The 25279-nt window shown below is 58.7% G+C and carries 1 protein-coding gene; it reads left to right on the forward strand.

Translation table 11 applies throughout. The features are described from left to right. Positions 1-25272 carry an Ig-like domain-containing protein gene (locus ACWWFX_RS09490; RefSeq protein ID WP_473223680.1) on the forward strand — a complete coding sequence of 8424 codons (25272 nt, stop codon included), beginning with the start codon at positions 1-3 and terminating at the stop codon, positions 25270-25272. Positions 25273-25279 lie beyond the last annotated feature (7 nt).

The following is a 25279-nucleotide window of genomic DNA, read 5'->3' on the forward strand; positions in this document are numbered from 1 at the left end:
GTGTCTAAAACTATCAATATCATCGCCCGTAAAACCGCCAGTAAAACTGTTCTCAACAGTGAGGGGAACCTCTCTATTTTACTGACCGAACCGAGCGTAGTGCAGATTCAGGGGGCGCCGGCAAACGTCGAGCGATATGTTCGGCAGGGAAAAGACCTGCTCATCTACATGAAAGATGGCTCGGTCATCCGTTGCAGCAACTATTTTTCGGCCTTTGGCGAAGAGGACGGTAAACAGTCTGAACTGGTGTTTATGGATGACAACCAGCAACTGACCCATATCACTTTTGCCGAAACGGGCGAAAGCCTGGGAATGGGCCAGGTTGCGCTGACGCCGCAGGCGACGCCAATTGCCAGTATTGAACCTTTTATCGAACAGAGCGCGCTGGATAACCTGCCTTGGGGCTGGATTGCAGGCGGTCTGCTGCTGGGCGGAGGCGTAGGCGCACTGCTGGCAAATGACAGCGGTGGCGGGCACAAGACAACGGTTATTGATAACACCACTCCTGTTGAGACGGCAAAGCCGTCCTTTGTCGTTTCTGACGATCAGGGCGATAAGCAGGGCGTGTTGAGCAGCAATGCGCTGACCGATGACACTACCCCAACGTTCTCCGGCACCGGGCAGCCGGGCAGCACGATTCAAATCAAAGATGCCAGCGGCAACACCGTCGCCAGCGCGATGGTCAGCAGCGATGGCACCTGGAAAGTGACATTACCGACTCAGGATGCAGGCAAGCATACCTGGAGCGTGGTACAGATCGACGGTAGCAAAACCACCGATGGCGGCAAAATCACGCTGGAAGTGGTGACGGCGAAGGCCAGTATTACCGCAGATACCGTGAGCGGCGATAACGTCGTCAACGCAACAGAAGCGGCCAGCGCCGTTATCGTCAGCGGGCAGTCGAAAGAACTGGCTGCCGGAACTTCACTTACCATCACCCTGAACGGCAAAACCTATACAACTGAAGTGGGCGCAAACGGCAGCTGGCAGGTCTCGGTGCCTGCCGCCGATATTGGCAAGCTGGCGCAGGGTACGCATCAGGTGAAGGTGACGGGTACGGACAGCACCGGCAATGTGATTACCGGTGAACAAACCCTGATGGTGGATACCCAGGCGCCAAATGCGACAATCAATAAGCTGACTGATGACAACGTTCTCAACAGCGGTGAACTGGCGACGGCGCAAAGCCTGAGTGGCACAACCGACGCCGAAGAAGGGCAGACGGTCACCGTAAACATCGGCGGCAAGAGCTGGACGACAACAGTGCAGGCTGGCGGGAAATGGCAGATTTCCATCGATGCCGATGCGCTTGCAACGCTGCCGCAGGGGGCGAACGCCATTACCGTCACGGTCAGCGACAAAGCCGGTAATGAAACCACCACCACGGGCAGCGTCACTATCAGCAGCGTAGGACCCGCGCTGACGGTTGACTCTTTGACCGCCGATAACGTCCTGAATGCGCAGGAACAATCGGAAGTGCAGATCCTGAGCGGCACCACGGACGCCGCACCGGGCAGCAAAGTGGAAGTGACCATCAATGGCACTACGGTCATCGGTGCTATCTCCAGCGACGGTAAGTGGAGCGCGCCGTTAACCCCTGCGCTGATTAGCCAGCTTGAGCAGGGCCAGCACACGGTCCAGATTACGATCACCGATGCGGCGGGTAACGTCAGCAGCGGTGAGCATACCTTTACAATGGCGGCTGAAGCGCCGGTGATCCAGATTGATGATATCAATGGTGCGCAGACGCTGAACGCCGATAGCGTCAGCCAGCCATTGACCATTTCCGGTACCACTAACCTTGCGGTGGGCACCGAATTAACCGTTACCCTGAACGGCCAGTCTTATCAGTCTACCGTTGAAAGCGCACAGGGCGGGGGCAACTGCTGGTCGGTTATCGTCCCGGTGGAAGACCTGGTGTCGCTGGACAACACCACCTACTCCGTGACCGTCGGCGGGACCAACGCGATTGGTAACGCGGTCGAAAACAGCGGCAAACTGGTGGTGGATACCCTGTCGCCGGTCGTGACGCTGAACACCGTTGCCGGCGATAACCTGCTGGGTGTGGACGATGTGGCGCAAAGCCAGTACATCACCGGCTCTGTCAGCTATGCGAAACCGGGCGATACCGTCGCGGTCTCGCTGAACGGCATTTTGCTGGGCAACGCGACCGTTAAGAGCGATCTGAGCTGGGAAATGGAAGTGACCTCCGCGCAGTTGCAGGCGCTGGGCGACACCGAAGTGAATATCACCGCCACCGTCACCAACTTCAGCGGCAACAGCGCCACAACCCACGGGGCGTTTGTGATCAGCGCTAACCTGCCGGGTCTCGGCGTGGATATCGTCTCCGGCGATGACATCATTAACGCCATCGAACTGAATCAATCACTGACCATCAGCGGAACCAGTAGCCATATTCAGGCAGGCACGACCGTACACCTGGAGATCAATGGTCAACAGTTTACCGCGCAGATTGGCCCTGGCGGGCGCTGGCAGACGGGCATCAGCAGCGAACAACTGAAAACATTGGTTGAAGGGCAGGACAGCCTGACCATCACCGTCTCCGCAGATGACGGCTACAATCAGGCAACCGGTAGCCACGGTGTGACCGTCGATCTCAACCCGGTCGCCGTCTCCATCAACCCGGCGACGGGCGATGACATGATCAATGCCGCCGAAAAAGGCACTGGGATCACCCTGGAAGGCCTGACGCAGAACGTGGAAGCGGGCCAGACCGTGGTGATCCGTATTGGCGGTGCAACCCTGACCGCCACCGTAGAGGGCGACGGTAGCTGGCATTGCGACGTGCCGGCAAACGTACTGTCGAATCTCGCGGACGGTGCGGCGGATATTCAGGTCAGCGTCACCAATACCAGTGGCAACACCGCCACCAGCGGTCGTCAGGTCACTGTCGATACACAACCTCCGGCTGTCAGCATTGACTCCCTGACCGATGACAACATTCTTAACGCGACAGAAGCGACGCACACCGCCGGACAAATCCTGAGCGGCATCACCTCGGCAGAGCCGGGGCAGACCGTTACCGTTCGCCTCAATGGTAAATCGTACTCCGCAGATGTGGCAGATAATGGCACCTGGACCCTGACCGTTCCGACGGCAGATTTAACCGCGCTGGGTCAGGGCGCGCAAAGCGTCACTGTGACCGTACAGGACCGCGCGGGCAACAGTAGCACCACATCCCAGGAGATTCTGGTCGATACGCTCGCACCGACGGTGATTATCGACACATTCACCGCCGATAACGTGATAAACCAGGGCGAGCATCAACTGGCGCAGGTGATTTCTGGATCCAGCACCGGGGGCATCGCGGGTGATAGCGTCACGGTGACCTTGTGGTACGGTACGGATGCAAATGTGCAGAAAGAAACCTTCACCACCGTACTGGATGCCGCAGGCCGCTGGAGTATCGGCGTCGCGGCTGACAAGATCCAGGCCCTTGCCGCAGGTGAGGCGAAAATTACCGCCAGCATTACCGACAAAGCCGGTAACACCGGTGAGAGTGAAAATGTCTTTACCGTGAGCCTCGCCGCGCCGGAAATTGCCATTAATAGCGGTGTGGCAAGCGACGATGTGATCAACGCCATCGAAAAAGGCCAGAACCTGGAGATGAGCGGTAGCAGCAACCAGCCGGGCCGCCAGATAACGCTGACCCTCAACGGGCGTGAATACCACACGACCGCCAACGCGCAGGGTGACTGGTCGGTCACGATCTCCCCGGCAGACCTCGCGGCGCTGGGCGAAGCGCAATACACCCTCAGCGCAAGCGTGACCGATAGCGCCGGCAACAGCGCCTCAACCAGCCATAACGTGGTAGTGGATACCGCCGCGCCGCAGGTGGTGATCACCGGGCTTGACGGCAACGACAGCGTCATCAGCCTCGATGAAGTGAACGCCGGACAAATCCTGAAGGGCTACGTGGTCAACGCGGAAGCGGGCAGCATTGTCACGGTGACGGTGGGCGGCATTAGCAAAGACGCCATCGTGAACGGCGCAGGCGAATGGGACATCGAATTAACCAAAGATGAACTCACCGCGCTGGGCGATGGTGAACTGCACTTTACGGCGGAAGTCACTAACGTCCACGGCAACCGTGGCACAGGCGAATTCCAGGCCGAAATTGACGCCACTCTTCCGGGGATCCGCATCGACACCGTGGCAGGTGACGACGTGGTTAACCTGATTGAACAGGGCGCGCCGGTAGTGATCAGCGGTACGGTAAGCGGTGCGAATACCGGGGCGGACGTTCTGGTCTCCGTGAATGGCAAGGAGTACAGCACCACGCTGCACGCGAACGGTACCTGGTCGGTGACCGTTCCGGCGACCGATGTTGCACGCTGGCCGAACGACGCGCTGAAGATTGACGCCAGTGTCGATGACCATGCCGGAAATACCGGCTCCTGGCAGCATACGATCGATGTGGATCTGGATGCCGTGGCTATCTCAATTGAAAACGTCACCGCAGATAACGTGATTAACGCCACCGAACAGGGGCAGCCGCTGGTACTGAAGGGGACGACCTCCGGTGTGGAAGCGGGCCAGACGGTGACCATTCTGTTTGCGGGTCATCAGTACACCACCACCGTCGATGAAAACGGCGGCTGGCACTACACCCTATCGCCATCTGATATGGCTTCGCTGCGCGAAGGTGACGCGACGGTGCAGGTAAGCGTCAGTAACCAGAATGGCAATCAGGCGCACAGCGCACAGGATTACGGGGTTGATCTCAGTGCACCGACGATTGTGGTCGATGCGGTCACCGGTGATAACGTGATTAACGCGGCGGAAGCCACTGCCGGGTTTACCCTACAGGGCCAGAGCAATGCGGAACCGGGCCAGAAAGGCCTGGTGAGCTGGAACGGCAAATCGTATGAAATAGAGATTCAGGCCGACGGAAGCTGGAGCGTCACGGTCGATGCGGCGGACGCGGCCCTGATGCCGCAGGGCGCGCAGCAGGTTATCGTCACCCTGGCGGATAAAGCCGGGAACAGTACGACGACCACGCAAACGCTGCTGGTGGATACGCAAGCGCCTGTTGTCACCATTGATAACGTCGGTGGCACCGACAACACACTGAACAGCACCGAACATCGCCAGTCGCAAATTATCAGCGGCAGCGTCACGGGCGCATCGGCGGGCGATATTGTCACCGTTGTCGTAGGAAGCTGGAGTATCACCACCGTGTTGGACGCCGCCGGGCGTTGGAGCGTCGGGATGCCGGCGGATATCGTCAACGCGCTGAGTGAAGACAAGCACACCATCTCCGTGACCGTCAAAGACACCGCCGGAAACACCGGCAAGGGCAGCCATGATTTTGACGTTGCCCTGACCGCGCCGGACATTGCTATCAATGCGGTGGACAACAACGGCGTCATTAACGCACAGATGCGCGGCGAAGGCATCACGCTCACCGGCACAAGCAACCAGTATGGCGTTGACATCACCCTGACGCTGAACGGCAAAAATTATACCGCCACGACGGACGCGACGACCGGTGAGTGGAGTGTGGATCTGTCACCTGCCGATCTGGCACTGCTGGGCGAAGCGGGTTATACGCTGGTCGCCAGCGTGACCGATGCGGCGGGCAACACGGCCAGCACCAACCAGACTATCCTGGTGGATACGGCGTCGCCGGTGCTTATTATCGACGGCCTGCAAAACAATGATGATGTGATCAACATTGATGAACTCGCCGCAGGGCAGAAGCTGACAGGCTCTACCCTGAACGTTGAAGCCGGAAAAAAGGTGACCATCACCATCGGCGGCCAGGATTATGACGCGCAGGTTGGGGCTAACGGTACCTGGGAACTGGAGCTCCCGCAGGCGATGCTGGAGGCGCTAGGCGATGGACGCCTGACGGCGACAGCTTCCGTCACCAACGAACATGGCAACAGTACGCAAAGCCAGTATCAGTTCACGATTGATATCGACAAACCGGGCATTCGTATCGATACCGTGTCGGGCGATGACGTTATCAATATCCTCGAACACCAGCAGGATTTACTGATCAGCGGTACGTCGCAGGGCGCGGAAGCGGGCGCGGATGTGATTGTGACGGTCAATGGCGTTCAGCACACCACCACACTGCATGCCGACGGTAGCTGGTCTGTTACCGTTGACGCACAGGAAGTGGCTGGTTGGATCGGTAGCGAAGTCGTGATTGGCGCAAGCGTTGCCGATGTTAACGGCAACCAGAGCATTGAAATTGGTCATACGGTTGAACTGGATCTCAGTGCTGCGGCGATCACTATCGATCCGATCACCTCGGATGACGTTCTCAATTTGACCGAGCGCGGCGAGCCGTTGTCACTGGGCGGTGCGGTGGCGGGCATTGAAGACGGCCAGCATGTGACGGTCACCTTCGCGGGCCATCGCTACGAAGTTGAAGTGGTTGGCGGTCGCTGGGCGCTTGAGGTTGCCGCAGTGGATATGGGCAGCCTGAAAGAGGGCGATGCCAGCATCAGCGTCAGCACCAGCAATATCAACGGCAACAGCGCATCAGCGGAACGCCAGTTTGCGGTCGACTCCACGCCGCCGACCATCAGCATCAACACGGTCGAAGCGGATAACCAGGTCAACGCGCTGGAAGCAGGTGCCGGTTTTGACATTAGCGGTACAACCAACGCCGAAGCGGGCCAGCAGATTGTTGTTAAATGGCTGAATGAAACCTATAGCGCCGACGTCAATGCCGATGGCACCTGGCGCGTACACATCGATGCCGTTCAGGACGTCACGACGCTGGCGCAGGGGCTGCAAACCGTTGAGGTTAGCGTAGAAGATAAAGCGGGCAACAGCACCAGCCAGACGCACAGCGTGAATATTGACACGCTGGTGCCGGAACTGACGCTGACGCCGGTGACCGGCGACAACAAACTCAACGCCACTGAACTGAAACAGGCACAGATCCTTTCGGGCACCTGTCTGAACGCGGAGCCGGGCGCGGTCGTCACCGTGACCTTCAATAACAAAAGCTACACCACGGTGCTGGACAACAACGGCAACTGGCAGTTGGGCGTTCCGCCAGCAGGCGATTTGATCGCCGGTGATTACCCGCTGGTGGTCACGGTTACCGACAGCGCGGGCAACATCGACACGCTGACCAGCATTGTGGAAGTGGTGCTGGATTTGCCATTAATCGCCATTAATCAGGTCGCGGTTGACGACGTGGTGAACGATGCGGAGAAAGCCGCCGATATCACCATTACGGGCAGCAGCGATCAGCCGGGGCGCGATATTCTCGTTACCCTGAACGGGCGTGATTACACCGTTCTGGCCGATGCCAGTGGCAACTGGCAGGTCACCGTTTCCCCGGCGGATTTAGCCGCGCTGGGCGAAGCGAACTATACGATCACCGCCAGCGTCACCGACGAAGCGGGCAACCATCAGAGCACCAGCCGTCCGATCACCGTGGATACCGCTTCACCGCAGGTCACCATTACGCCGCTGGCGGGTGACGATGTGATTAACGTCGAGGAAAGTAAGCAGGATCAATCTATTAGCGGTACGGCGAAAAATGCCGAAGTGGGCAGTAAAGTCGTGGTAACGCTGGGCGGGGAAACCTTCGAGACGACGGTTAAAGACGGCGGCGTCTGGACGGTGACTATCCCAAAAGATACCTTCAGCGCCTTTGGCGACGGCCCGTTAACGGCGACCGCGACGGTTACTAACGGTCGTGGCAACAGCGGCAGCGCAGACTATGAATTGAGCGTGGATACCGGTGTACCGGGGCTGCGTATCGATACGGTGGCGGGTGATGACGTTATTAACATCCTGGAAGCCCAGGGCGATGTCACCATCAGCGGCACCAGCACGGGCGTGGCGAAAGGGCATGATGTCACGATAACCATTACCGAAATGCGTGACGGCGTGGCGGAAACCACTACCTATACCACGCAGGTCAATGCCGATGGTCGTTGGTCAGTGATCGTGCCGGAGTCAGATGTCAGCCGCTGGCAAAACGGTGAACTGAGCATTGTCGCCAGCGCAGAAAACGTGTCAGGTAACGCAGGCAGCAGTTTCGGCCATCTGGCGCAGGTTGATTTGAACGCGGTGGCGGTGAGTATCGATCCTGTCACAACGGATAACGTGATTAACGCTGAAGAAAGCGCAAACGGGATTACGTTGACCGGCAGCACTTCCGGTATCGAAGTCGGACAGAGCGTGATGGTCACTTTTGCCGGGCATCAGTATCAGGCCCGGGTGGAAGATGACGGAAGCTGGCACGTCGATATTTCGACGGAGGATTTAGCGTCGCTGCGCGACGGTTCCGCCAGCGTACAGGTCAGCGTCAGCAGCGTGAACGGTAATCAGGCTGATGCGGGCCGCCAGTATGAGGTTGATGTCACCGCACCTGCATTAAGCGTCTCTGCCGTGGCGGGGGATAACGTCATTAACCTGGCCGAAGCGGAAGGCGGCTTTGTGGTCAGCGGCTTTAGTGACGCAGAACAGGGACAAACGGTACAGGTTGAATGGAACGGCCAGTGGATTAGCGGCACGGTGGCTGAAAATGGCGCATGGAGCATTACGCTGCCAGCGGCGCAAAGCGCGTTGCCACAAGGGCCGTTAGAGCTGACGCTTAAAGTCAGCGATCTGGCAGGCAATGAAACCACGATCACGACCGACGTCAATGTGGATACGCTGCCGCCGGTGATTACCGTAGAAAATATTACCAGTGACAATATCCTGAACGCCTCCGAACACGGTCAGGCGCAAATCATTAGCGGTACGTGCAGCGACGCGGAAGCCGGGGCGATTATTACCGTCTCTATCGGCGGGAAAAACTACACCACCGCACTGAACAGCGAAGGAAAGTGGAGCATTGGCTTACCGGCCTCTGCGGTTTCCGCACTGAGCGAAGGAAGCAACCCGCTGGTGGTGACGGTTTCGGACAAGGCGGGTAACGAAGGCCGTCTGGAAAGCGCCGTCACGGTGAACACCGCACTGCCGGACATTACTATTAATACGGTGACCAGCGATGACATCATCAACCTGAATGAAAAAGGTCAGGATCTGGCGATCACCGGGACCAGCAACCAGCCGAACCAGACCATTACCGTTACGCTGAACGGCGTGCTGTACACGACGGTCGCGAACGCCGATGGCGACTGGTCTGTCACCGTGCCGCCGTCAGCGTTGTCGGGCCTGGGTGAAGCCAGTTACACCACGACCGCCAGCGTGACCGACACCATTGGCAACCATAACACCGCCAACCACGATGTGCTGGTGGATACCACGTTGCCGTTGCTGACCATCAACACCATCGCAGGCGATAACGTCATCAACGATGACGAAATCAAAACCGAGCAGACCATCAGCGGTCGCGTGGTGAACGCGGAAGCCGGGCAAAAAGTCTATATCGATATCGGGCTCAGTGATCCGCTCGAAGCCCTGGTGCTGGCGGATGGCACCTGGTCGGTGAACGTTAGCGCGGATGTGTTACAGGGCATCGGCTATGGCGACCTGACGGTGAACGCCTGGGTTGAGAACCAGAACGGTAACCGGGGCGACGCCAGCCGTGAGATCCTGATCGATGCCTCCTACCCGTCGATTCGTGTCGATACGGTAGCGGGCGATGACGTCATCAACGCCATCGAACTGGGCAATTCCCTGGTGCTTTCCGGCACATCAACCGGGCTGGATAATCTCAAAGGACTGACGATCACCATCAAAGGTGTGAGCTACGATGCCGCGCTGGATACCAATGGTAACTGGCAGCTTCTCTTCTCGCCGCAGACGATGCAAACCTGGCCGGAAGGCTCTTTGGTGATTGCCGTTAGCGGCACCAACGCCTCGGGCAACGTGCAAAACATTGCGCACACGGTTGAGGTTGATACGCAAGCCGTCGCGGTGTCGGTGAATACCCTGTTTGGCGACGATCGCCTGAACGCGGCGGAACAAGGCGCTGAACAAACGCTGACCGGCGAGACGCGCGGCGTTGAAAACGGTCGCCAAGTCATCATCACCCTGAACGGTAAACAGTACACGACGACCGTGAATAACGGGGCCTGGAGCCTGACGCTGAGTGACACTGACCTGGGCGCGCTGCGCGACGGCCAGACCACGGTGCAGGTTTCTGTTTCTAACGCACACGGCAATACCGCCAGTGCGGAGCGCCAGTTCGTGGTGGATAGCGAATCCCCGATGCTGACCCTCAACACGGTCGCGGGCGACAACATTATCAACGGCGCGGAAGCCAGTGCGGGTGTCACCCTCAGCGGCACAACAAATGCGGAAATTGGCCAGACGGTCACCGTATTCGTTGGCAACCAGACGCTGGGAACGGCGCTGGTACTTGCGGGCGGAGTCTGGAGCCTGGTCGTTGACGCCAGCACGCTGAATGCGCTGGGGCAGGGCTCACACGATCTGACCGTCGCGGTGACGGATAAAGCCGGGAACAGCACTTCGCTGGAACACGGTGTTCTCATCGACACCGTCGCACCAGGCATCACTATCGATAGTCTCACCGCCGATAACGTCCTAAACGCGACCGAAGCAGGTCAGGCGCAGGTGATCAGCGGCAGCAGCACGGGCGCTGTCGCCGGAGACAAAGTGGTTGTGACGCTGGGCGATCACACCTATTCGACCATCGTTGATGGCAGCGGACGCTGGAGCGTTGGGGTGAAAGCCAGCGATCTGGCGGCGCTCGATGACGGCGAACAGACTATTCAGGTGGCGATCACGGATGCGGCAGGTAACGTCGGGACGGAGTCCTTCCCGTTTGCCATCGACACGGCAGCACCGGTTCTAACCATCGCAGAGATCGCCGGAAACGATCTCCTGAGCAGCGAGGAGCGCGGTACAGATCTCACCGTGTCCGGTACGTCAGATATTCTGACCGCAGGCGTACAGGTGACCGTTCGTCTGAACGGCAAAACTTACTACGGCGTAACGGAAGCTAACGGTAACTGGTCGGCGATAGTGCCGAAAGAGGATCTTCCGGCGCTGGTGGACAACCATCAGTACGACGTCAGCGTGAGCGCGACGGATGCCGCCGGGAATACCGGAAGCGCCAGCCGTCCGCTGGATATTCAGGTCAGCCTGCCACGCATCACCATTGATGTGATTGCAGATGATGATGTGGTGAATAACACGGAAGCGCAGGAAGGTATCACCCTGACCGGCTCTACCGATGTTGCCGTGACCAACGTGACGGTGGCGATCGGCGGAAAAACCTATACCGCTGTACTGGGGGCAGACAACAAGAGCTGGTCTCTGGATCTGGATCCCGAAACGATCGCTGGTCTGGGAGACGGTTCGCTGTCGGTTAGCGTGACGGCGACGGATGCCAATAACAACCAGGGCGCGGCTGAACGTGAAATGACCATCGACGCCAGCCTGCCGGGTATCCGTTTCGATACGATAGCGGGCGACGATATCATTAACCTCGCCGAACTGAACCAGTCTCTGTGGGTAAGCGGAACCAGTGAGCATATCGCGAAAGGAACACCGTTCACCCTGACGTTGACCACTATCGATGGCGTGATTTTCTCGTCTGATAACGTGCTTATTGGCAACGATGGGCGCTGGATGATTGAGATACCGGCAGATAAAGTCGTCCAGTTGCGCGACGGCTCTGCAACACTGACCGCCAGCGGTGAAAACCTCTCCGGTAACGCGATTTCTGTCAGTCATGATGTGGATGTAGTGACTGCCGGGCCGGCTATCGCGATTGATGCATTGAGCAGCGATAACATCGTTAACGCCAGCGAAGCGGGAACCAGCATGGTGCTTACCGGCACCAGTGCAGATACTGCCGCAGGTAACCCGGTGGTGGTGTATGTCGGTGGACAGCGACTGGATACCACCATTAAAGGGGATGGCACCTGGGAAGTGACGGTCACTAACGCGATGTTTGCCGCCATTAAAGACGGCAGCGTGGCTGTCGAAGCCAGCGTGACGAACTCGCAGGGAAATAGCGCCAGTGCCAGCGGGACTTTCGTTCTCGACACTACGCCGCCGACGCTTTCGGTGAACCCGTTGACCGCCGATAACGTGATCAACGCCAGCGAAGCGAAAGCGGAGCAGGTCCTCAGTGGTTACACCAACGCGGGTGAAGGGCGAATCGTCACCGTGAATGTCGGTAGCACCAGTGTAGAGGCCGAGGTCAGAGCCGATGGCACCTGGGAAGTGAACATCCCGTCAAGTGCCTTCAGCAGCAATGGTACCGTGCAGTTTGATGTGAGCGTCAGCGATGTGGCCGGCAACCCAACGCAGATTCAGCACACCGTTGATGTAGACACCGTTATCCCACAGGTAACAGTGAACCCATTGACCGGCGATAACATCATCAACGCCACCGAAAAGGGCCAGGCACTGGTGATTGACGGCGGCAGCACAGACAGCGCAACGGGCGACACGGTTATCGTGACCGTGAATAATGTGGAATATCACACCGTCGTCGACAGCAACGGAGAATGGCGCGTTGGCATTCCGGCCAGCGAAATGGCCAAGCTTAGCGAAGGCGACAACAACTTCACGGTCGTGATTGCCGACCGGGCAGGGAACGAACAGACAGTCACCCATGACTTCACCGTCAACACCGGCAAGCCGCAACTGGACATCGATACTCTGGCCGAAGATGGCGTACTCAACGCGACCGAAAAAGGCCAGCCGCTGACCATTAGCGGAACCAGCGATCTGCCCGCTGACACCGACGTGCTGGTGACGCTGGCGGGGCTGAGCTACACCGCGAAGACCGATGCCACCGGTAAATGGAGCATTGAGGTGAGCACCGCCGACCTGGCAACGCTTGGCGAAGCAAATTACACCGTAAGCGCCAGCGCTGTGGCAGGCGATGGTAACAACGTGACCACTACGGAACCGTTGCTGGTCGATACCAAAGCGCCGGTGGTGACGGTTTCTATCATCGCCGCCGACGACACCATCAACAGCACTGAAGCACAGGGCTCGGTCCTAATCGGCGGCAGCGTCACGGGCGCCGTATCGGGCGATCGCGTCGTTGTTACCCTCAGTGGCATGGACGCGAAAACCACAACGGTGGATGCCGCGGGTAACTGGAGCATCTCCCTGACGCCAGCAGAGCTGGCGACGCTGGGCGACGGGCCGTTGACGGCGGACGTGGCTATCACCAATGGTCACGGCAACGTGGGCTCCGGCAGCCGTGATTTCACTCTCGACACGGGTGTACCAGGGATCCGTATTGATGCTCTGACCGGCGATAACGTGCTGAACATCGCGGAACTGGCGCTGGATGTGTGGGTCACCGGGATGACTTACGGCGTTGAGCCGGGCGCGACGGTGACCGTCACTATCGGCAACGAGTCCTGGAACGCGTCCGTTAATCCGGATGGCAGTTGGGCATTCAGCGTTCTACCGAGTGTGGCTGGCGGCTGGACTGGTGAAATTACCGTCGCGGCGTCCGTTGAGAACAGTGTAGGTAATATCGCCGCTATCAGCCAGGATGTGCAGATTGACAACGCTCCGGTATCGGTCGCGATGGGAATTATCACCCACGATAACGTACTTAACGCCGCAGAAAAAGCGGGCGACGTGGTGCTGAATGGCACAACCAGTGGCATCGAAGACGGGCAAATTGTCACCCTCACTCTGGGGAATAAACAGTACACCGCCACGGTGAATAACAATACGTGGAGCACGACCGTTCCTGCCGGTTCTCTCGCTGCGCTGCGCGACGGCGAAGTGACCGTGCAGTTGAGCGTGACGTCGGCCAACGGTAACCACGTCACCAACAGCCACACCTTCGACGTTGACACGCACGCACCGGTGCTGGCGATCGACCCGGTTACGGCTGACAACATTCTGAACAGTACCGAGCTTAGTCAGACGCTGACCTTAACCGGCACCAGCGATGCTATCGGGCAGACGCTCTCTCTGACGCTGAACGGCAAAACGCACGACGCCGTCGTGGGGAGTGATGGTCGCTGGTCATTGAATGTGAACGCAGCGGATCTGGTCGGCCTGAACGATGGGCTAAACGACATCAAACTGGTCATTACAGATGCGGCGAACAACCGCACCGAAACGACTCATTCCGTGCTGGTCGATACGGTTGCGCCAACGCCAACCATCAACATGGTGGCGGGTGATGACAAGATCAACATCACTGAACTGGGCCAGGCGCTGGTCATCAGCGGCGGCTCCACGAACGGCACGACGGGCGATAAAGTGAGTGTGGTGCTGAACGGTAAAACGTACACCACGCAACTGGATGTGAACGGTAAGTGGAGCGTTGGCGTTCCGGCGGCGGATATGGCCGTGCTGGAAAGTATCGATTATGACATTAAGGTGACGGTGACCGATAGCGCGGGCAATAGCCAGTCGCTGGAACACACCATTAACGTTGATACCGGTATTCCGACACTACGCTTTGATACGCTGTCCACCGACGGCGTGCTTAACGCCATTGAACAGATGCAGCCTCTGGCGGTATCGGGAACCAGTTCACTGGCGGAAGGCACTGTGGTGACCGTTACGCTCAACGGCATGAACTATCTGGCGGCTGTCGGCGCGGATGGCGCGTGGTCGGTCTCTGTTCCGGCGGATGCGCTGGCGAAACTGGGTGAGGCGGATTATACGCTGACCGCCAGTGCCGCGGGCAGCACCGGAAACAGCGTGACGGATACAACGTCGCTGCTGGTGGATACCCGCGCACCGACGATTACCATTCTGCCGGTGTCCGACGATGACATTATCGGCATGACCGAAACCAACGGTGTCGTGACGATCAACGGTACGGTGAGCGGCGCGGCAGAAAATGATGTGGTGACGGTGATTATCGCCGGGCAGTCGCATACCACAAACGTGAAGAGTGACGGCACCTGGACGGTTGCGTTAGGTGAAGGCGAATTGTCTGCACTGGGCAGCGGGCCGCTGACCATTACTGCGAGCGTCACCAATGGACATGGCAATATCGGCTCCGGTCAGCACGGTATCACGCTTGATAGCACCGAACCGGGCATTCGTATCGATAGCGTCACCGCAGATAACACCCTGAACCTTGCCGAGCGAGCATCCGACCTGGTGATCAGCGGGACAACGACCGATGTCGCCACGGGCAGCATTGTGACGGTCAGCGTTAACGGTACAGCCGTGGGTACGGCGGCAACGCGGGCTGATGGTTCGTGGTTGCTGCAATTGACACCAGACCAGATGGAAAACTGGAACGGGGCATCGATCACCGTGAACGCCAGCGTGGCGAACGTGAGCGGTAATGATGCCGCGATTAACGAGTCCGTGGCGCTGGATCTGCGTGAAACCTCCGTTTCTATCAATCCGGTGACGGCAGATAACGTGGTGAACAGTGCGGAAAAATCAGGCGAAATCGTCCTGACGGGCGACACCACTAACATCGACAACGGGCGTACCGTGACGGTGACCGTGAACGGCAAGCAATTCACCGGCACGGTGCAGGATAACGCCTGGAGCGTCACGCTGGATGCGGGGGCGCTGAACGGGCTTCGCGACGGTGATGCCGTCGTGCAGGTGAGTGTTTCTAACGCCAGCGGCAACAGTACCAGCAACAGCCTGAACTTTGTTATTGATACCACCGCGCCAACAATCTTCATCGATGCGGTCACCGCAGATAACGTGCTGAACGGTGCGGAAGCGAGCGGTGAAGTGGCGGTATCGGGCACCACCACGGCGGAAGTGGGCCAGACGGTCACGGTGAACATTGGTGGTGTTGAACAAACCGCTCTGGTGACGGCTGGCGGCATCTGGACAGCGCTCTTTGCGGCCGATGCACTCAGTAATCTGCCGCAGGGTTTAACCACGATTAACGTCAGCGTGAGCGATAAGGCGGGTAACCCTGCGTCCGGCAACCACACCTTCCTGGTGGATACCCAGGCACCGACAGTCGCGGTAAACGATCTGACCGCCGATAACATCATCAACGCGGCGGAAAAAGGCCAGGCGCTGGTGATCAGCGGTACGACCGTTGATGCGAAAGTGGGCGATACGGTGGTGGTTGAGTTTAATGGCAAACCGTACACCACGCAGGTGGATGCCAGCGGCACATGGCGCATTGGTGTCACCGCAGAGGATATGGCGACCCTTCCGAACGGCAGCGGCGAATTGAAGGTCACCATCACCGACAGCGCCGGGAACAGCACGTCTATCACGAAAGACTATCAGGTCGATCTGGGTGTGCCGACGCTGACCTTTGAGGATATTGCCGACGACAATGTGCTTAACGCCATCGAGCGTGGAACCGATCTGGTTATCAGCGGTAAGAGCAGTGGTCTGGCAGACGGCGCAATGGTGACCGTCACGCTGGGTGGGCGCGAATATACCGCGCAAACCGATAACAGCGGCAACTGGTCGCTGTCGGTTGCGCCGTCCGATCTGGCCTTGCTGGGTGACGCGGGCTATACGGTTAGCGCCAGCGCCAGCAGTGCCAACGGTAACCCGGTTTCCGGCAGCACACAGTTGCAGGTCGATACTCGCCTGCCGGTGGTGCATATCGATCTGGTCGCGGGCGATGATGTGATTAACGTTAGCGAAGCGGGCCAAAATCTGACGGTTTCCGGTTCGGTAAGCGGCGCTGCGGTGGGCGATAGCGTGCAGGTGATTATTGCAGGCAAAACGCACAACACCACCGTTGAGGCGAATGGCCTCTGGTCGGTCACCGTTGATAGCACCGACGTTGCCGGCTTTGGTGACGGTCCGCTGACTATCGACGCCAGCGTCCAGAATGCGCACGGTAATACCGGTTCGGATAGCCGTGATATCGCGGTCAATACCGGTACGCCGGGGATCCGTTTTGATACGGTTGCCGGTGATGATGTCATTAACAGCATTGAGCAGGGCCATGCTCTGGCGGTGTCGGGAACCAGTAGCGGGCTGGCAGAAAATGCCATCGTTACCCTGTCCGACGGTCAGGGTGGAAGCTGGACCGGAAGCGTCAACGCTGACGGTAGCTGGACCGTCTCTGTGCCACAAAATGTGGTCGCAGGCTGGAGTGCGGGCACGGTGCAACTGAGCGCCACAGCGAAGAATACCGCCGGGACGTCAACCGCAATGGATCACCAGGTCACGGTAGATACCGCGCCGGTGGCGATCACCATTAATGCCTTCACCGCTGATAACGTGCTGAACGCGATTGAGCGCGGTGAAGCGCTGACGGTGAGCGGCTCAACCCGCAACGTGGAAAGCGGGCAGACCGTCACCGTGATGCTGGCGGGCAAAGCCTGGACCGCACAGGTGCAGGATGATGGAAGCTGGCAGTTTACCGTGCCGACAGGCTCGCTGAACACACTGCGCGATGGCACGGCAAACGCCACCGCCAGCGTTACCAATCAGCATGGCAATAGTGCCAGCACCGAGTGGGCGTTTAGCGTCGATGCTTCGGCACCTACGCTGACTATCGCGGCGGTGACGGCGGATAACGTCCTGAATAAAGCCGAAGTCGAAGGCGCGGTCACTCTCAGCGGCACCACCAGCGCGGAAGCAGGGCAGAGCGTCACCGTGCTTATCAACGGCCAGTCCTATGGTGGCCCGGCAACGGTGGACAGCGATGGAAACTGGAGCCTGACGCTCGCCAGCGACGCGCTCGCAGGGCTGCCGCAGGGCAGTGCCAGCGTGACCGTTAGCGTGACGGATAAAGCCGGTAACAGCAGCACCGCGACGCATCAACTGACCGTTGATACCGTTGCGCCGACGGTGACTATCGACATGATTTCCGGTGATGACATCATCAACGCCGCAGAGCAGAACCAGGCGCTGGTCGTGACCGGAAGTAGCGTCGGCGGTACCACGGGCGATAGCGTGAGCGTGGAAGTGGGCGGTAAGCAGTACACCACCCAACTGGATGCGCAGGGGCGCTGGAGCGTGGGCATTCCGGCTGCCGATATGCAGGTGCTGGGTGCGGGTCAGCAGAGCGTAAACGTTTCGGTAACCGATAGCGCGGGTAACACCGGCACCGGGTCTCGCCCGGTCGTGGTGGACAATGGTCAGCCGTGGCTCAGCTTTGAAGCGATTGCCGTTGATAACGTACTGAACGCCGTTGAACAGGGCGTTAACCTGACTATTAACGGTACCAGCGATGGTCTGGCGGCGGAAACGTGGGTGACGGTCACGCTGAACAGCAAAGAGTACCGTACGCAAATTGATGCCAGCGGTAACTGGTCGCTGGAGGTGACGCCTGCGGATCTGGCGCAGATTGGCGATGGCACGTACACCGTAACGGCAAACGCCAGCAGCGACGCGGGTAACCCGGCGTCCGGCTCCGCGCAACTGGTTGTGGATACCCGCGCGCCAACCGTTACCATCAACGCCATCACCGACGATAACATTCTTAACAAGGATGAATCTGCGCTTGAAGTGGTGGTGAGCGGCAAGGTCTCCGGCGCGGCAGAAAACGACATTGTGTACGTTCTGCTCGCAGGGAAAACCTATGAAGCGACCGTTGACGCCAGCCTGAACTGGCAAGCGACAATCCCGGCGAACGAACTCTCCGCGATTGGCGATGGCGCACTGACGATCACCGCCAGTGTTACCAACGGCCACGGCAACCTCGGCACAGCCCAGCATGACTTTATGGTGGACTACAACGAACCGGGTATCCGTTTCGATATCGTGGCGGGCGACGATGTCATTAACCTCAGCGAACATAACCAGTCGCTGGTGGTGAAAGGCAGCAGTGAGGATCTGCCGGTTGGCGCGAAAGTCACGCTGGTTATCGGCGCGAAAAGCTACAGCGGCGTGGTCGCCGCAGACGGTAGCTGGTCGGTCGGCATTGATGCTGCCGACTTGAAGCAGTGGAACGAAGGCAAACTGGAGATGACCGTTAGCGCCAGCAGCGCAGCGGGAAATAAGGTTGAGATTAGCCATGAAGTCACCGTTGATCTCGCGCCTGTCTCTGTCTCGGTGAATGACGTGACAGACGATAACGTGCTTAATGCGCTGGAGATGAAGCAGGATCTGACCCTGAGCGGCACCACCACCGGCGTTGAAGCGGGGCAGGAAGTGACTGTCACCTTTGGCGGCAATGTGTACACCACGACCGTCGGTGCGGATGGCTCCTGGAGTCAGGTTATCCCAACGGCGGCACTGGCGGCCCTGCGTGACGGTTCGGCGCAGTTCACGGTTGAGGTCACCAACAAAGTCGGTAACCCGGCGAGCACAAGCCATGAATATCAGGTGGACACCACGCCGCCGCACATCACGCTGAACCCGATCACGGCGGATAACGTGATTAACATTGCGGAAGCTGAAGCGGGTGTGGCAGTCACGGGCACAACTAACGCTCCGGTAGGGACAACGGTGACCCTGACGCTGAACGGTGTGGATTACCTCGGTAGCGTACTGGCTGACGGCACCTGGCAGGTTGACCTGTCGCCAGACGCGCTGGCAACGCTGGCCTCCGGGCAATATACCTGCACGGTCACGATTGCTGATGCCGCAGGTAACCCGGCAACCATCAGCCAGACGGTCTCGGTTGATACCCTGGCGCCAGGCGTCAGTTTCGATATCACGGCGGGCGACGACATCATTAACCTGGCAGAGCATGGTCAGGCACTGGTGGTCAGCGGTACCACAACGGGCACCGTGGCGGGCAACACCGTCACCGTCACCGTGGGCGATTACACCGTCAGTACGGTCGTGGATGCTAACGGCAAATGGAGCATTGGTGTTCCGGCAGAGAGGGTTTCTGCGCTCAACAACGGCACGGTCGATATCAGTGCGACTGTCACCGACAGCGCGGGCAATGCCACCACGCAGGGCAAAGTGGTCACGGTCAATACCTCGAACATCCTGTTGACGCTGGATACGCCTGCGGTCGATGGCGTGCTGAACGCCAGCGAGCAGGGCAAAGCGCTGACGCTGACCGGGTCGAGCAGTGGTCTGCCGGAAGGCAGCGAAGTGACGATCACCCTGAACGGCCAGAACTACACGGCGACGGTGACGGGCGATCGCTGGACGACGACGATCCCGAAAGCCGATTTAGCCTTGTTGTCAGATGGCCAGCGTTACACCATTTCGGTGAGTGCTCAGGACAGTGCGGGCAACATCGGGCAGGTGGGGCAATCACTGCTGGTGGATACCACACCGCCAGAAATCATTATTTCGCCGGTTTCCGGTGACGGAATGCTCAACGCAACCGAGCATGGGCTGGCGCTGGTGATCAGCGGCACAACCACGGCAGAAGTCGGGCGTACCCTGACGCTGACCGTTAACGGTAAGAGCTATACCGCGACGGTTAACGCCGACGGTAGCTGGCAGACAACCGTGCCGAAAGCCGATGTCGCCCTGATGGGTAACGGCACGATTCAGGTGGATGCGATGGTCAGCGATGCCTCCGGCAACCTCGGCAGCAGCAGCGAAACCTTTGTCGTGGATACCGTCGCGCCAGTGGTAACGATTAACGTCGTCGCCGGGGATGACCTGGTGAACTCGCCAGAGCAACTGGTGGCGCAGACTGTGAGCGGCAAAGCGGAGGGCGCTGCCGGGCAAACCATCACCGTAGAACTCGCTGGACGTACCTATACGGCGAAAGTGGCGGCGGATGAAAGCTGGGAAGTGACCGTACCGGCGCTCGATTTCGTCGGCCTGGTGGATGGCAAATACACCATTACCGCGACCGTGAAAGATGCGGCGGGCAACACCGGTAGCGGCACGCACGAGGTGACGCTGAGCGGTGAAAAACCGACTATCGCCATCAACACGGTTTCGCAGGATGACGTGATCAACGCCGCTGAACGCGGTCAGAGTCTGACCATTTCCGGTACCACCACGGCACCGCAAGGGCAGAAAGTGTTGGTGACGTTGAATAACGTCACCTATGAAACCACCGTGCAGGTGGGCGGGATCTGGTCGGTGCTGGTGGGGGCGGTTGCGCTGATGGCACTGACCGACGGCAACGCTTATGAGATCAAAGCCAGCGTCACTAACACCATTGGCAACAGCGGTGAAAGCGTTCACGGCATCAGCGTTGATCTCACGCCGCCGCAGATGGATATCTCAATTGATAGCCTGAGCAGTGACAGCGGGTTAGTCGGCAACGACTTTATTACCAACGTTGGCAATGTGGTGCTGAACGGTAAACTTGGCGCGGCACTGGGCCTGGGTGATAAAGCGCAAATCAGCCTTGATGGTGGCGTAAGCTGGATTGACCTGGTCGTCAACGGCACCCAGTGGAGCTACGCCGATGGCCGCACGCTTGCCGATGGTACGCACAACTATCAGGTGCGGGTCGTTGATCAGGCGGGCAACGTCGGCGCAACCGACAGCCAGAACGTGGTACTTGACCGCGTGGCACCGGATGCCAGCCAGAGCATCATTATCGACCGCATCTCCAGCGATACGGGGATTGCTGACAATGACTTTATTACGCACAGCCAGACCTACTCGCTGGAAGGACGACTGGGCGCAGGGCTGAATGCGGGCGAGCATCTGCAAATTCGCATTAACGGCGGTGCGTGGATGGAGCTGGAAGTGAACGGCACCGACTGGATCTACGCCAACGGCACGCCGCTGGCTGACGGAACCTACGCTTATCAGTTACGCGTCATTGACGATGCGGGCAACGTCGGTCAGACCGCCAGCAAAACCGTCACGGTAGACACGGTACGCCCGGATATGGCTAACCTGGTCACCATTACGCATATCTCGGAAGACAGTGGCCTGAGCGACAGCGACTTTATCACTAACGATAAAACGCTGACGATCCACGGTTCGCTGGTGAGTACGCTCCAGCCGGGTGAATACGTACAGATCAGCATGGACGGCGGCGTGACCTGGGTGAATACCATCGCTATCGGGACCTCCTGGTACTACAACGACACGCAGGTTCTGGACGATGGCAACCACGACTACTGGGTGCGCGTGGTCGATGCGGCGGGCAACGTCGGGGCGACCGATAGCGCAACGGTCACCATCGATACGGTGAAACCGGACGATGCGAAAACCATTACCGTGGACAGCATCTCGGATGACACCGGCTATAGCGAAACCGACTTCCTGACCAATGACACCTCCATCACCCTGTACGGCACGCTGGGGGCTGAACTGAGCGCGGATGAACGTGCGCAGATAAGCCTCGACGGCGGCAAGACCTGGATTGATGTGGTGGTCAACGGCACTAACTGGCGCTATATCGACACCCGCGAGCTGGATGACGGTGAAAACCTCTACCAGCTGCGCGTTGTCGATAACGCCGGGAACGTCGGGCAGACGACGCAGCAGATTGTCACGGTAGATACCAACGCACCGGGCGGCCTCACCAAAGTGGTGGGTTACATCGATAATACCGGGTCGGATACCGGGAACTTCGGCGCGAATACCGTCACGGATGAACGCTTACCGGTACTGCGCGGTACGCTGCTTGAAACGCTGAAAACGGGCGAATTTGTCCGCGTTTACGACAGCAATGGCGACTATCTGGGCCGCGCCAGCGTGACCGGTACAGAGTGGACGTATGCACTGACGGAACCGCTGCGCGACGGGCAGACCTACGGTTATCAGGCGGCGGTTGTCGATGCCGCAGGTAACGAGGGCACGCTCTCTGACGTGATGAACTTTACGGTTGAGCTGCCGGTAACGATCAACACCCAGGACACGCTGGATACGACGCCAATCATCAGCGGTACGCTGAACTTCGCGCGCTATGCGGACGAGTATCTGGAAGTGACGATTGATGGCACAACCTATAGCTCGCGCACGGGCGATGTGGTTATTGAGCCGAACAAGAACAGTTGGTATGTACAGTTGCAGGATTCGCACGCGCTGGATGTTGGTACTCATGACGTGACGGCGGTGCTGTACAACAAAGACAGTCAGGAGATCAGCCGGGATAAAACGGGCAGTGAACTGACCGTCTCGGCAGCGCCGGTGATTAGCTTTAGTTCAACGGCGGCCACCAGCAGCGATAGCGGAACAGCGATGACTCTCGGGGAGGATGGCACCTGGCGCATTCTGAGCAACTCCACCATCTTTACGCAGAATGGCACCACGTCTTCGACGCTGGGATCGTTTAACTCCGTATCGTTGAACGGAACCGATCGTCAGCAGTCTTCATCGTTTATCGACTTTGACCGTGACGGCCTGATGGATTTGCTGGGATCGGATACGGAATATGGCAACGGTCAGCAGTCGTTTAAGTACAACAGCGACGGCACGTACACCACGTTCCAGGTGGGGTCTTACGGTGTGACCGGGCAAACCAACGATGGCAATGCCAACACCTACTCCTGGTGGGCGGGTGTGATAGGCATTGACTTCGACGGTGACGGCTACGTGGATGTGGCTTACGGCGACGGTACGCCAAACGACTCCGAGGCGCGCGGTGGCTACGACTCGCAACTGGTCATGAACACCAACGGCACCATTCTCGGGTTCGATAAAACCGGGGCCTATGTTTATACCTCCACGACTCAGGATGGCGTGGCGTCCACCAACAACAACAACGCCCAGCCAAGTCGTGAACTGTCGGGCGTTGACCTGAACAACGATGGTTATGTTGACCTGGCTTATCACGGCACGGGCGGGTCGAACACGACCGATACCGGCGGAAGCAGTTCATCGTCGAAACGTCTGGTGATCGTCAGTAATGGCGCGAATGAGGCGGGCAATATGACGCTGACCAACACCCAGATCATCAACGATGTGTTCTACGGTGATACCGGCACGACGGCGAACCGCTTTACCACCATGATGTGGGCAGATCTGAACGGCGATGGCTTTATGGATCTGTTCATTGGCGGGCTGGGTGGACAGGGAGGAAGCTACGGTGCTAACAGTGCCATTTACTATAACGACGGTAAAGGCAATTTGACGCTGGCGGCGAAAGGGATGGGCGCGGGCTACAACGTGCAAAACCTCGGCGATGATATTAGCAGCATGACGTCAATCGCTGTCGACTGGAACGGCGACGGTAAGATGGATGTGATTGAAATTGCCGGTGAAAGGGGCAGTACCGCTCTCGGTAACGCCAATAACATTGTCGCACTGTGGACCAACCAGGGAACGAACGTCACTACCGGACAGGTAAACTGGAGCATGCCGCAGACGCTGCTGCAAAACGCCAACCTGAGCAGCACTTACGTGAGCACCGGTGGGCTGGCGATCGACCTTGACTATGACGGCGACCGCGACCTGGTGGTGTTCAGGGCGCAGGGCGGCGCAACCGCCTATGTTGAGAACAAGAGCGTCATTAAAGACGGCACCAGCATGATCCTGCGTTTAACGGACGCCAACGGCATTAACGTCTTCTATGGCAACACGGTGCTGCTGGTGGATGAAGCGACGGGCAAAGTGGTCAGCTCGCAAATCATCAACCCGCAGGGCGGGGTCAACATGAACGACTCGACGGCACTGGTCTACTTCTACGGGCTGGATGCCAGCAAGTCGTACAGCGCGGTGCTGCTGGCAAACGGTCAGCACTACGGTGGCGTCGAGAACTTCGCCCTGGATAGTTCCGGCACACTGACGTCCGTGGCAAACGTCAACAGCACCTGGGCCGGGTTGAAAGCGGTGGAGAAAAACCATGCTTACGTTCTGACTGCGGAAAGCGGCGCTCGCGCGGAGGACAGCGCTCTGGCCGCCAGCGATGGCAGCAACACCACCGGGATTCTGGGCACGGGTTACAACGACACCCTGTATGCCACGGCGGGCACGCATGTTTACAACGGTGCGGGCGGCAGCGTAGTGGTCTCCGATGAAAACGTCTGGAGTTCAACGGGCGGTATGGACATCGTGGACTACAAACTGGCGGGCGATACGGCGCTGAAGATTGACCTAAGCAATGCCAACGCGCAGGAAACGGGCTTTGGTAAAGCGACCTTCGTCAATATCGAAGGCGTTGCGGGTGGTGGCGGTAACGATGTGTTTACCGGCAGCACCGGCGATAACATCTTCGAAGGGCGCGGCGGTAACGACACCTTCAACATCGGCAATGGCGGCCAGGATACGCTGCTCTACAAACTGCTCAACGAGGCTGACGCCACCGGCGGCAACGGCAGCGATGTGGTGAAAGGCTTCACGCTCGGCACCTGGGAAGGCACGGCGGACTCCGACCGTATCGACCTCAGCGACCTGTTGCAGGGCAGTGGCTACACCGCCAATGAAAGCGCGCACTACATCAACGGCATTGCGCAGATGGACGATCCGAACAGTGAATTGTTGAGCTACCTGAAGGTTACAACAGAAGGCAGCAACACGCTGATTCAGGTTGACCTGAGCGGGGAGGGCGGTGATTTCACCACCCTGGTGACGTTGAACGGTGTCCAGACCGATCTTGCCACCCTGCTGGCAAACCATCAGTTAATCGTAGGCTAACCCTTAA

This window comes from Pseudocitrobacter sp. 2023LY-00077 (genome assembly GCF_055796175.1).